Source organism: Synechocystis sp. FACHB-383 (assembly GCF_014698605.1).
GTDB lineage: Bacteria > Cyanobacteriota > Cyanobacteriia > Cyanobacteriales > Microcystaceae > Synechocystis > Synechocystis salina.
The window spans coordinates 1-12,075 of sequence record NZ_JACJTJ010000019.1 but is presented as its reverse complement, the minus strand read 5'-3'; the positions used below and the strand labels follow the sequence as shown (position 1 = coordinate 12,075).

Below are 12,075 nucleotides of genomic sequence, written 5' to 3'. Positions count from 1 at the left end.
CCATGTTGCCCACTGCCATTGTCCTCACCATTCTTTTGGGCATCATTGCCTACATTTGGGGTTATCCCCATTGGTTAGATTGGCGGGAAAAACAGCTTTTCCAGCGTCCCCTGCCCCCCCATTGGCAAGCCATCCTTGGCGATCGCCTGCCTTTTTATCGACAGCTTTCCCTTCAAAAAAGACAAAAGTTAGCAGCAAAAATCCAGTTATTTCTGCAACAAAAACAGTTCATTGGCTGTAATGATTTTGTCTTGACCGATGAAGTCCGGTTGGTGATCGCCGCCCAGGCTTGTTATCTAGCTTTAGAGTTGGGCAGTAATCCCTACCCCAGGCTGGACACAATTCTTGTTTACCCCGACGCCTTTCAGGTTAGACAGGTCAGTTCCCCCGACGGTTATGTGGTGGAAGAAGAAGAAACTATCCGGGCCGGAGAGTCCTGGGACAGGGCCGGGCAATTAATTCTTGCCTGGGGTACCATTGCCTGGGACTTGGAGCGGTGGCAAGATGGCCATAACGTTATTTTCCATGAATTTACCCACCAATTGGACATGGGGGACGGAGCCATGAATGGGGTGCCCAAATTGGCCCGTCGCAACGACTATCAACGGTGGCAGTCAACTTTTGCGGCGGAATATCAACAACTACTCAGCCAACTGGAGCATAATCTCCCCACTGTGATCGATCCCTATGGAGCCACTAACCCCTGTGAATTTTTTGCGGTGGTGACGGAAACTTTCTTTGAAAAAGGGCAAGAGTTACAACGCCACCACGGGCAACTCTATCAAGTCCTACAAAAATACTATTGTCTTGAGCCGTTGATCAACTGCTAGGGCACGGGCTGTAACCTGGTTACTTCCAGGGAGAATAATCCTCCCCCAGTGGCGGCGTAGGTTCTGACCCGGACAATGTAGTCCCCGGACTCGGTAATACGGGCAAAGGCGAGGGAATTGGTGCCCCCCTCGGTGCTGTCGTCGTTGGCCACAATGGTGGTGCCGTCATCGCCAATGAGCATGACCATGGTGTCGAATTCATCGGAGCGCAGGTCAATGGCCACTTGGTCCCCAGCCCGGAGATTAATGCGATAATCCCTGGCAAATCCCCCCTCCCCCGTGGGCATATCCTGCACAGTCAGGCGATCGTTAACCGTCGTATTGGCGGTAATGGGGATGGGATTATAAAAACTGTTTTGATTATTTTGGCCGTAACTTAGGGTTGGGTAGAACACTACCAGGGCAGAGGGCAAACCCATCCAGAGAGGGGCTAATTTGTTTAATTTCCCTGTAGTGAAGGATCTAAACATTTTCGCTGTCCTGACTGAGTACCGACTGGAGCCGACTGAGAAAATTCGATTCCTGGGTGATCGGGATGAACTGTTCAATGGAAGGGGCTGACCCTGGGGATCTGTGCACTGGGCCTTCTTCGGATACTCTGGGAGCCTTGGAGTTTTCTGGAGCGTGATGCTGGAGATTTTTTGGGCCACGGTGATGCCAAGGGAGGGGTTCCAATTCCCCTGGGTCAGACGGCGAAACTTGCCGGTGTGGTGATTGCGATATTTGGTTTTGCCCTCGGTTGGGAACCTTTAACTGCCATGATTGGTCGGCTATCTTAGTCAACTCCTCCATCGATTTGTCCGTGGCGATCGCCAGGGATCTGGGCAGATTTTGGGAAACTAGACGCTCAAACTCAGCGGAAAAGTGAAAATTAGGTTGTCCCTTCTTGTGCCAAAATTCCAGCAAATGCTCCACCGAAACCGCCTTATAGCGGCCGAGGTAGAGGGCTTCGATCACCGCCAGACGAATCCACAGGGCTGAAAAATCCTTGAGCCAACCATTGATGACCTGTTTGGGCGCCATTCCCCGGAGGTCAAAACAATAGGCAGTCAAAAGCGAAACTGTCTGCAAAATGCCTGGATCCTTTTGAGCCTGGGATATTGTCATATTTGCTAGGGAGCTATTCTTGGTAGTTCCTAGAATATTAGCTCAAGTCCAGTCTGGGAGAAAGGAGGGTAGGCTATGTTTAAGCAATTGGGAGTTCTGACCACATTTATTGCCTTTGCGTTGGCCCTGGCGGTGTCGGGTAATATTCCCAGTGAAGTCACCAGCTTACCCCAGCAGTCCCTCACCATCGCTCAACAATCCAAGCACCAAGCCCGGCTCCGCTTGCAACGATCCCTACAGCAATTATTTCTGCGGCCCCATCGTTTTTCCGGCTCCAGTAATGGGGTAGTCAGTCCCAAGGTGGAATATTTTTAGTGGCTACCAAATGCGAGTCAAATCGAGTACAAAACCGGGCATCACTTCGTCGCAATCTATTTTTTGGGGCGATGTTAGAACTTCCGTTTCCTGGGCGGGACGATAAATCTCAACCTGTTGATTTTGAGGACTAATCAATAGCCCTAATTGCACCCCCAGCCGTCGATACTCCCGCATTTTTTCCTGTAATGGTTTCGGGTTATCCGTTGCAGACCGGAGTTCAATGACAAAATCCGGTACCACAGGAATAAAGCCTACTATTTCGATTCCCGCCAGCTTAGACCGCTCAATCCAGGACACATCCGGCGATAGTTTTCCCCCGCCTAATGCGGTGAAGTCATAGCCACAGGAAGAATCAAACGCCTGACCTAGGCTGGTTTGGCGATTCCAAAGACCAACATCAATGGCCAGATCAAGATTTTTGCGACTAGTCTCTCCCCCGGCTGGTGCCATAACAATCAAATTCCCATCTTTGGTCAACTCAAGCCTTAAATCCGGGTTATCAAGACAAAGCTGATCGAAATGCTCCGGTGAGATTTTTAAAGTGACATGACTGACATCTAGTAACAATGGGTCTTGATCAATTGATCTAACTGGTTGTGGTTGGGTTAGGGTTGCCATGACTGCTCCTGGGTTCACTAAACACTGTGGTGGTTAACCATCTTGACAGCAAATTCCAAATCAACTCGACATACACAACAGTTGTAATGCTTACTTCTGCAAGGTTTTTGTTGTGCCACTCAGATGCCGTAATCGCTAATATTTTGGCTGACCTAAATTCTAACCATTTCCCTTAGCGCAAAGTTGACAAAGTCCGAAGAACTCCAGGGTGTGGTAATAAATCCGAAAGGAATAATTAGCTTGCAAATTTTCCTCTAAGGATTGCACCGGACAACCTTGGATGGGGAAGGATTCGCCACACTGTAAACAGGTCAGGCAATGTTGATCCTGTTCAAGGGTTTGGTAGAGGAGTTCCCCGGTCATGGTGGCTTGATGTTGGATAAATCCGGCTAACTTGAGGGCGTCTAAAGCTCGATATACCGTGGCCAAGCCAATTTTTTTCGTTTCTCGCAGCTTGGTGAACAGGGCTTGGGCCGACAGGGGCTCCGTTTCCCTTTGCAAAGCTTGGAGCACCAGTCTCTGGTTGACGGTTAGGGACTCTAGGCGAACGGCAAGGGAAGGAGTGGGAAGACTCATGACAATGGTGAGGAACTATGCAATGATAATGATTATCGTTTATTGTTAACTCTCAGGAAAGTTAAATTTTCTGTCAGTTTGATCTTCACTGTATTGCACATTGGCTAATGTTCACATTCTCTGCCGCCCCCCATTTCATTCAGTCCATTGGTCTTGCTCTAGTGGTGGGCCTAGGTGTCATGGGCTGTCAGCCCGCTGGGGAGCAGGATGGTTCGCTTAGCCAGGAGCCCATGGTGGAGGCCATGGATATTACGGTGAGTATTCCGCCGCAACAGTATTTTTTGGAAAAAATTGGTGGCGATCTGGTGCGAGTGAGTGTGTTAGTGCCTGGCAATAATGATCCCCACACCTATGAACCCAAACCCCAACAGTTGGCGGCCCTTAGTGAGGCAGAAGCCTACGTTTTAATTGGCTTTGGTTTTGAGCAACCTTGGTTGGAGAAGTTAAAAGCAGCCAATGCCAATATGAAGTTAATTGATTCGGCCCAAGGCATTACCCCCCTGGAAATGGAGGAGCATGACCATAGTCACGGGGAAGAAGAAGGACATGATCACCATAATCACAGCCACGATGGCCACGACCATGGGCCAGAATCGGAAAAGGAGCAAGCCATGGGAGCAGTGATGGTGGCAGATCCCCACATTTGGTTATCTCCTACGTTGGTGAAACAACAGGCCTCCACGATCGCCAAAGGTTTAGCCGAGTTAGATCCGGAGAATCGGGAACAGTATGAAGCTAACTTGGCCGCATTTTTAGCGGAATTGGAGCAGTTAGACCAAGAGTTACGACAGGTGCTGGAACCTTTACCCCAAAAGAAATTTATTGTTTTCCATCCTTCCTGGGCCTACTTTGCTCGGGACTATAACTTGGAGCAAATTCCCATTGAAGTGGAGGGACAAGAACCCAGTGCCCAGGAATTGAAACAACTAATTGATACGGCCAAGGAAAATAATCTCACCGTGGTCTTTGGGGAAACCCAGTTCAGCACCAAAAGTTCCGAGGCGATCGCCGCTGAAATTGGCGCAAAGGTAGAATTACTTGATCCCCTGGCCGCCGATTGGTCTAGCAATCTCAAACTCGTTGCCCAAAAAATTGCCAATGCCCATAGTGTCCAGCCCCAATAACAATGTCTCCATGGCCGATCGCCCCAGCCCCACGGCTGTGATTACCGTCGAAAATTTATTTGCTGGTTATGGTGCTTCCCCGGTGCTGGAAAATATTAATCTGCGGGTGGAGGAAAGGGATTTTCTGGGCTTAATTGGTCCCAATGGGGGGGGCAAGACTACCTTGCTCAAGGTTCTGTTGGGCCTCATTAAACCATCCCAGGGTACGGTGCAAATTCTGGGGCGATCGGTGGAGCAGGGGCGGCGTTACGTGGGCTATGTGCCCCAGTGGTTGGAATTTGACCGGGCCTTTCCGGTGCGGGTGTTGGACGTGGTGAGGATGGGACGTTTGGGGCGGGGCAAACTATTTCGCCGGTACCATCGCCAGGATGAAGCCATTGTCCACCGTTGTTTGGAGCAGGTAGGCATGGGTAATCTAGGCGATCGCCCGTTGGGGGCATTGTCGGGGGGGCAACGACAACGGGTGTACATTGCTAGGGCCTTGGCTTCCCAACCGCAAATTTTACTGCTGGACGAACCCACCGCCAACGTGGACAGCAAAGTGCAGAGAAGCATTTACGAGTTGTTGGGGGAACTGAATCAAACCATGACCATTGTGATGATTTCCCACGACCTGGGGGCCATTTCCCGCTACGTTAAAACCGTTGGTTGTCTCAACCGTAGTTTGCACTACCACCAAGAGAAATTTATTACGCCTCAGATGATTGAAGCCACCTATCAATGTCCGGTGGATTTGATTGCCCATGGGGTGCCCCACCGGGTTTTTCCCAGCCATGACCAGGGTTCCCCCGTCCTTGACAGTAGTAATGGCCAAGGCCACGGCGCAGAGTGTCACCATGATTGAGGCCCTAACCCAGGCTTGGCAATACGAATTCATGCAGAATGCCGTCCTAGCTAGCTTGTTGGTGAGCTTAGCCTGTGGATTAATCGGTTCTTTTATTGTCATCAACCGCATGGTTTTTATCAGCGGTGGTGTGGCCCATGCGGCCTATGGGGGCATTGGTTTAGGTTACTATTTTGCCTTTAATCCCCTCTGGGGGGCATTTGGTTTTTCCTTGGTTATGGCGCTGGCTATGGGGTGGGTGGCCAGGAAATATCAACAGCGCAGTGACACTTTAATTGGGGTGATGTGGGCCCTGGGCATGGCGATCGGTATCATGCTGATTGATTTAACCAAGGGTTATAAGGCTGATGTGGCAAGTTATCTGTTCGGCAGTATTTTGACGGTGCCCCGGCAGGAACTCTGGCTCATGGCCGGTTTGGATCTTTTGATTGTGATCCTCTTGTTTTTGCTGTACAAGGAATTTTTGGCCATTTCCTTTGACCCAATTTATGCCACTACCCGCAATTTACCGGTGGATGTCCTCTACCTCACTCTAGTGGCGGCCATTGCTTTAACGGTGGTGATGGTGATGCAATTAGTAGGGTTAATTATGGTCATTGCCCTGTTAAGTATTCCTGCGGCGATCGCCGGTCAATATGTGCGGGATGTCCCCCAAATGATGGCAGTGGCCAGCGGTCTGGGGATGGTCTTTTGTCTGGTGGGATTAGCCCTTTCCTACAGCTTTAATCTTTCTTCCGGGGCAACTATTATTTTGGTGGCTAGTATTGCTTACCTGATTAGTTTGGCCTTTAAACGGTAAATCGGTGCCTTCTTTTTTCGTACTAAATCTGCGGACGGGCAAGGGAAACTTTTGCCCACACCTGTTACTGACAGGAAGATACGCAAAAACCCCACGGATCCAACCACGTTGTCCTCGTAACATTATTTCGCATATTATACAATGTGGGTTCTACCTATATCTTCAGGGTGGAAATCGGAGCTCTTACATTGTTTTCAACTGATCATCATATTCTCTCGATTCCGTGGACATTTCACTTCATCTCAACGCCGTTCATCACAACTTAGTCCAATTTGCTCATTCCCCCGACTTTTGGCGCAAACTAGCAATTATCTTCGGTGCTGAATTTGACCGAGCTAAGGCAGAACAACTCCGACGACAATGGCAAGCAGAAGATTTTAGTCAATTACCGACGATACGAATTTTAGACCAGGGCATGGCCAGCTTGTTGGGAGCCTACGCCCAGAGTACGGATACCATCTATCTCAGTCAGGATTTTTTAGAGACAGCTTCCCCAGAGCAGATTCAAGCGGTTCTACTGGAAGAGATTGGCCATGCCGTTGATGCTCGGTTGAATTTGGCCGATAGTCCTGGGGATGAAGGGGAAATTTTTGCCAATGTGGTCAGTGGTGTTCCCTTGGATAAATTGGGTTTGCAATCCCTCCGTTCCCAAGCAGATCATTTCACCATTTTTGTTGATGGCCATGCTGTACCAGTGGAAGCGGCCACGTTTACTGTTACCACGACAAGTGACAGTGGCCCCGGTAGCCTTCGTCAGGCAATTATCGATGCCAATGCCTCATCTGGAGCAGACGTTATTGAAATAACTGCAAATCTTGGCACTATCCGACTAACGTATTTTCTGCCCCTAATTACCAGTGACATTGAATTTATCGGCAATGGCAACACAATCAGTGGGGATGCTAACGGCAACGATCAAAATGATGACGGAGATGTGTCCATTTTCTTTGTCCAACAGGGTACTGTTAGCATTAGCAATTTGACCCTCTCCGGTGGGCGGGCCCAGGGTGGCAAAGGAGGATCTGGTGTTTCTGGCGGTGGTGGCGGCATGGGGGCCGGGGGAGCTCTATTCATTGACTCTGGCAATGTCACCGTAACCAATGTGACTTTTTCCGATAATCAGGCGATCGGTGGTAGTGGCGGAGCTGGTACTAATAGTACCGCTGGCGGTGGGGGCGGTGGTCTAAGAGACGATGCCAGTGGAAGTATTGGCGGAACTGATGGCGGTGGTGACGGTGGGGATATCCTTGATGATGGTGATAATGGTGGCTTTGGCGGCGGCGGTGGGGGGAGTCCTGGTGGCACGGCCGGAAATGGCGGTTTTGGTGGTGGTGGCGGCGGCGGTGCTAGTTTTAATCCTTTTGCCGGTGATGGAGGGTTTGGTGCTGGCAGAGGTCGTACCGGTGCTGAAGGAGGAGGAGGAGGAGGAGCTGGACTAGGAGGAGCGATCTTCATTCGTTCTGGAACTCTCATCCTCGACAATACAACTTTCAACAATAACAGTGCTGTTAAAGGAGACGCTGGAATAGGAAGTGGCTCCGGAAATGGAGAAGACGGCAAGGGATTAGGCGGTGCAATTTTCGCCGTTACCGATGACTTAAAGGACGAAGCAGGAGTTGCAACGGCTCCCACGGTGCTTAGTTTGGGAGGATTGCCCACCTTCACTAACAACACTGCGGCCGACAATGGTGGCGATAGCACCGGCATTACTTATAACGACGGCAATATCTTTGGCACGCTAGAAATTGTTGATTTTTCATCAGTAGATGATTTTACTGAGCTTGTCAATGCTATTAATTTTGCTAATAGTTTACCCGGATCGGATGTTATTGAAATAACGGGGAATATTCAACTAACAGACTTTCTGCCCCTAATCACCAGTGACATTGAATTTATCGGCAATGGCCACACCATCAGCGGTGATGCCAATAACAACGGCATTAATGACGAAGGAGACGTCTCTATTTTCTTTGTCAAAGAAGGCACTGTTAGCATTAGCAATTTGACCCTCTCCGGTGGGCGGGCCCAGGGTGGTAAAGGAGGAACCGGAATTCCCGGCGGTGGTGGCGGCATGGGGGCCGGGGGAGCTTTGCTGATCAACTCCGGTGATGTCACCCTGACCAATGTGACTTTTATCGATAACCAGGCGATCGGTGGTGCTGGTGCTCCTGCCACTACTGTTTTTCTTGCTGCCAATGGTGGTGGTGGTGGTGGTGGACTTTCCGGTAATGGTGGCAATGGTGGTCAAGCTTCCGCCTCGCCTAATAATTATGCTGGCGGCGGCGGTGGCCTACGGGGAGATGGTGCTGAGGGTAGTGGTAGTTCCCCCAACCGAGTGGGGGGCGGCGGTGGAGGAACATTTGAAACATTTGAAACAATTGGAGCAATTATTAAAAGAATTGGCGATGCGAATGATGGAAGTGGCGGTAAAGCCAATGGCGGCAATGGCGGTGTAGAGGGATCTACTGGTGGAACTGCAGCAACTGCAGGTGGTTTTGGTGGTGGTGGTGGCGGTGCTGGTGGCCTTAATGGCCCCAGTATTAGTGGTGCCAATGGCGGTGACTTTGGTGGCGGCGGCGGTAGCACCTCGGGGTCTGCTGGCAATGGCGGATTTGGCGGCGGTGGCGGTGGCAACGGAAATCTTAGTCAGGGGGGCGGTGGCAACGGGGGATTTGGAGGTGGCGGTGGCGGTGAAGGTGGCAAGGGGGGATTCGGCGGTGGTGCTGGTGGCACCAGTGTTTTTAGTGAAGGTGTAATTAGTGGTGGTGGCGCTGGCGCTGGACTGGGAGGGGCAATCTTTATCCGTTCCGGCTCCCTCACCCTGGACAACACAAAATTTGAAGACAACAGGGCCACTGGTGGAGTTGGCGCCAATAATGGCAAAGGATTAGGTGGTGCTATTTTTGCCGTTACCGATGACTTAAAGAATGAAGCCGGGGTTATTACTGCTCCCACAGTGCTTAGCTTGGGAATATTACCCACCTTCACTGGCAACACTGCCCCTGATAATGGTGGCGATAGCGAAGGTAGTACTTACGACGACAATAATATCTTTGGCACGATAGAAATTGTTCCATCCCTTTCCATTAATGACGTACAGGTTAATGAAGATGCTGGCACAGCCACTTTTACTGTCAGCCTTTCCTCCCCTGCTCTGGCTGGAGGCGTGACCTTCGACATTGCCACTGCCAATAACACAGCAACGGCGGGAGAAGACTACACAGTAACGAACTTGACTGGCCAAACCATTGCTGAAGGGAAATCCACTTACACTTTTGAAGTTGACATTGAAGGCGGCAATCTAGCGGCATCGGAAGAAACCTTTTTTGTCAATATCACCAATATTACTGGGGCGATCATTGATGATGTACAAGGTATTGGAACTATTATCAACGTTAATGAAGCACCAACGGATGTAATTCTTGACAATAATCAAATTGAAGAAAATATTGATGTTGGTTCTGGTCTGCCGATTGGAGCTTTGGATATTACTGACCCCGATGCCACGGGCAACAATAATGTTTTAACCATTGAAGGAACGGATGCTGAAGATTTTGAAATCCGTAACGGCAATCAATTATTCTTTGTCGGTGCCACTCCAGATTTTGAAACTAAACCAGGCTATGAAATTACCGTCAAAAGCACCGATGATAATGGTGGCTTTCCTTTAGTTTTTACTAAAGATTTAACTATTAATGTAGTTGATGTCAATGAAGTGCCCACAAATATCGCTATTTCTAATAATAAAATAGATGAAAATATCAATACATCAGGTGGGATAAAAATAGCGACTGTTACCATTACTGATCCTGATATTAGTGGCAACAATAATGTTTTAAACGTTGAAGGATCAGATGCCGGAGAGTTTGAAATTCGTAATGGCAATGAATTATTTTTCATTGGTCCTAGCCCAGACTTCGAAACTAAACCAAGTTATGAAATTACCATCAAGAGTACAGATGACAATGGTGGCTCTCTTTTGGTTTTTACTGAGAATTTCACCATTACAGTTAACAATCTAGATGAAATAGCCCCTACCATCACATCAGGAGGTATTGCAACGCCTATTGATGAAAACAGCGGAGCCGGTCAAGTAGTTTATACTGTCACGTCCACTGACATAGGGGATATTACCACAGGTTCAACCAGCTATAGCCTCAAGGAAGTTGATGACTTTACTGCCTTCACCATTGACAGCACATCGGGAGCAGTAAAGTTAACTGATAATCCGAATTTTGAAGCGCAATCCAATTATAAATTCACTATAGTTGCGACAGATGCGGCTAACAATACTTCAGAACAAGTAGTTAACTTAGCTATCAACAACCTCGATGAAGTAGCTCCTACCATCACATCGAGCGATACCGCAACACCCATTGATGAAAACAGTGGAGCTGGTCAGGTAATTTATCAAGTAACAGCGGATGATAGTGCGGATATCAGTGGGGGTGTAACCTTTGGTTTGAAGCCAGGGGATGATGCCACATCTTTCAGCATTGATTCCACAACTGGGGAAGTTACTTTAACCGAAGACCCCGATTTTGAAACGCAATCTAGCTATAAATTCACCGTCACTGCCAGCGACGGCGTTAATTCTGTCACTGAACAAGTAGTTAACTTAGCTATCAACAACCTCGATGAAGTAGCTCCTATTATTACATCGGGAAATACGGCAAAGGCAATTAACGAAAACAGTGGAGCTGGTCAGGTAATTTATCAAGTAACAGCGGATGATAGTGCGGATATCAGTGGGGGGGTAACCTTCGGTTTGAAACCAGGGGATGATGCCACATCTTTCAGCATTGACTCCACAACAGGGAAAGTTAAGTTAATTGGTAATCCTGACTTTGAAACGCAATCTAGCTATAAATTCACCGTCACTGCTAGTGATGGCGTTAATCCTGCTACGGAGCAATTGGTTAACTTGGCTATCAACAACCTCGATGAAGTAGCTCCTATTATTACTTCTGGAAACATTGCAAAGGCAATTAACGAAAACAGTGGAGCCGGGCAAATAATTTACCAAGTAACAGCAGACGACAGTGCAGATATAAGTACAGGAGTAACTTTTGGCTTGAAACCAGGTGATGATGCTTCATCATTTGCTATTAACCCAACAACTGGGGAAGTTACTTTAACCGAAGACCCCGATTTTGAAACGCAATCTAGCTATAAATTCACCGTCACTGCCAGCGACGGCGTTAATTCTGTCACTGAACAAGTAGTTAACTTAACTATCAACAACCTCGATGAAGTAGCTCCTATTATTACTTCTGGGAACATTGCAACACCCATTGATGAAAACAGTGGAGCTGGTCAAGTAATTTACCAAGCAACAGCAGATGATAGTGCGGATATCAGTGGGGGGGTAACCTTCGGTTTGAAACCAGGGGATGATGCCACATCTTTCAGCATTGACTCCACAACAGGGAAAGTTAAGTTAATTGGTAATCCTGACTTTGAAACGCAATCTAGCTATAAATTCACCGTCACTGCCAGCGACGGCGTTAATTCTGTCACTGAACAAGTCGTTAACTTGGCTATCAACAATCTAGATGAAATAGCTCCAACTATTACATCGGGCGATACCGCAACACCCATTGATGAAAACAGTGGAGCTGGTCAAGTAATTTACCAAGCAACAGCAGATGATAGTGCGGATATCAGTGGGGGGGTAACCTTCGGTTTGAAACCAGGGGACGATGCCACATCTTTCAGCATTGACTCCACAACAGGGAAAGTTACCTTAATTGGTAATCCTGACTTTGAAACGCAATCTAGCTATAAATTCACCGTCACTGCTAGTGATGGCGTTAATCCTGTCACTGAACAAGTCGTTAACTTAACTATCAACAACCT

Annotated in this window: 10 protein-coding genes; 6 read left to right on the top strand and 4 right to left on the bottom strand. The window is 48.5% G+C overall.

Features of this window, described 5'->3' with window-relative positions; translation table 11 throughout:
- Window positions 1-2: 2 nt before the first annotated feature.
- Window positions 3-830 carry a zinc-dependent peptidase gene (locus tag H6G45_RS03880; RefSeq protein WP_190596800.1) on the top strand — a complete coding sequence of 276 codons (828 nt, stop codon included), beginning with the start codon at window positions 3-5 and terminating at the stop codon, window positions 828-830.
- Here H6G45_RS03880 and H6G45_RS03875 read toward each other — a convergent pair.
- Together H6G45_RS03875 and H6G45_RS03870 are read right to left on the bottom strand one after the other, a co-directional pair.
- Window positions 827-1,300, bottom strand: a complete 474-nt coding sequence (locus H6G45_RS03875; protein ID WP_190596797.1) for a PPC domain-containing protein — start codon at window positions 1,298-1,300, stop codon at window positions 827-829. The genes H6G45_RS03880 and H6G45_RS03875 overlap by 4 nt on opposite strands.
- Window positions 1,293-1,853, bottom strand: coding sequence for a hypothetical protein (locus H6G45_RS03870; protein WP_242018034.1), 561 nt, complete (start codon window positions 1,851-1,853; stop codon window positions 1,293-1,295). Before H6G45_RS03870 ends, H6G45_RS03875 begins: the two co-directional genes overlap by 8 nt.
- A 159-nt stretch (window positions 1,854-2,012) precedes the next feature.
- Here H6G45_RS03870 and H6G45_RS03865 point away from each other — a divergent pair, with 159 nt between their 5' ends.
- On the top strand, window positions 2,013-2,252 hold the full coding sequence (locus H6G45_RS03865; RefSeq protein ID WP_190596795.1) for a hypothetical protein: 240 nt from the start codon (window positions 2,013-2,015) through the stop codon (window positions 2,250-2,252).
- Window positions 2,253-2,255: 3 nt separating this feature from the next.
- Here H6G45_RS03865 and H6G45_RS03860 read toward each other — a convergent pair whose 3' ends face one another.
- Both H6G45_RS03860 and H6G45_RS03855 read right to left on the bottom strand, forming a co-directional pair.
- A complete protein-coding gene (locus H6G45_RS03860; protein ID WP_190596793.1) occupies window positions 2,256-2,873 on the bottom strand; it encodes a Uma2 family endonuclease in 618 nt (205 codons plus the stop codon).
- 159 nt (window positions 2,874-3,032) lie between these two features.
- Window positions 3,033-3,449 (bottom strand): Fur family transcriptional regulator, encoded by a 417-nt coding sequence (locus H6G45_RS03855; RefSeq protein WP_190596791.1) that lies wholly within the window; start codon window positions 3,447-3,449, stop codon window positions 3,033-3,035.
- 107 nt (window positions 3,450-3,556) lie between these two features.
- Here H6G45_RS03855 and H6G45_RS03850 point away from each other — a divergent pair, with 107 nt between their 5' ends.
- The 4 genes from H6G45_RS03850 to H6G45_RS03835 all read left to right on the top strand — a co-directional run.
- Window positions 3,557-4,573: a zinc ABC transporter substrate-binding protein gene (locus H6G45_RS03850; protein WP_190596790.1), complete on the top strand. Its 1,017-nt coding sequence runs from the start codon at window positions 3,557-3,559 to the stop codon at window positions 4,571-4,573.
- 10 nt (window positions 4,574-4,583) lie between these two features.
- Window positions 4,584-5,417, top strand: coding sequence for a metal ABC transporter ATP-binding protein (locus H6G45_RS03845; protein ID WP_190597025.1), 834 nt, complete (start codon window positions 4,584-4,586; stop codon window positions 5,415-5,417).
- Window positions 5,380-6,216: a metal ABC transporter permease gene (locus H6G45_RS03840; RefSeq protein ID WP_190596787.1), complete on the top strand. Its 837-nt coding sequence runs from the start codon at window positions 5,380-5,382 to the stop codon at window positions 6,214-6,216. Before H6G45_RS03845 ends, H6G45_RS03840 begins: the two co-directional genes overlap by 38 nt.
- Window positions 6,217-6,439: 223 nt before the next feature.
- On the top strand, window positions 6,440-12,075 hold a 5,636-nt coding region (locus tag H6G45_RS03835), incomplete at its 3' end, for a cadherin domain-containing protein (RefSeq protein WP_347338243.1).

What these genes read in the sequence shown, in the direction of transcription:
- H6G45_RS03880 (WP_190596800.1), top strand. Translation starts at nt 3, where the DNA reads ATGTTGCCCACTGCCATTGTCCTCACCATTCTTTTGGGCATCATTGCC.
- H6G45_RS03875 (WP_190596797.1), bottom strand. Translation starts at nt 1,300, where the DNA reads ATGTTTAGATCCTTCACTACAGGGAAATTAAACAAATTAGCCCCTCTC.
- H6G45_RS03870 (WP_242018034.1), bottom strand. Translation starts at nt 1,853, where the DNA reads ATGGCGCCCAAACAGGTCATCAATGGTTGGCTCAAGGATTTTTCAGCC.
- H6G45_RS03865 (WP_190596795.1), top strand. Translation starts at nt 2,013, where the DNA reads ATGTTTAAGCAATTGGGAGTTCTGACCACATTTATTGCCTTTGCGTTG.
- H6G45_RS03860 (WP_190596793.1), bottom strand. Translation starts at nt 2,873, where the DNA reads ATGGCAACCCTAACCCAACCACAACCAGTTAGATCAATTGATCAAGAC.
- H6G45_RS03855 (WP_190596791.1), bottom strand. Translation starts at nt 3,449, where the DNA reads ATGAGTCTTCCCACTCCTTCCCTTGCCGTTCGCCTAGAGTCCCTAACC.
- H6G45_RS03850 (WP_190596790.1), top strand. Translation starts at nt 3,557, where the DNA reads ATGTTCACATTCTCTGCCGCCCCCCATTTCATTCAGTCCATTGGTCTT.
- H6G45_RS03845 (WP_190597025.1), top strand. Translation starts at nt 4,584, where the DNA reads ATGGCCGATCGCCCCAGCCCCACGGCTGTGATTACCGTCGAAAATTTA.
- H6G45_RS03840 (WP_190596787.1), top strand. Translation starts at nt 5,380, where the DNA reads ATGGCCAAGGCCACGGCGCAGAGTGTCACCATGATTGAGGCCCTAACC.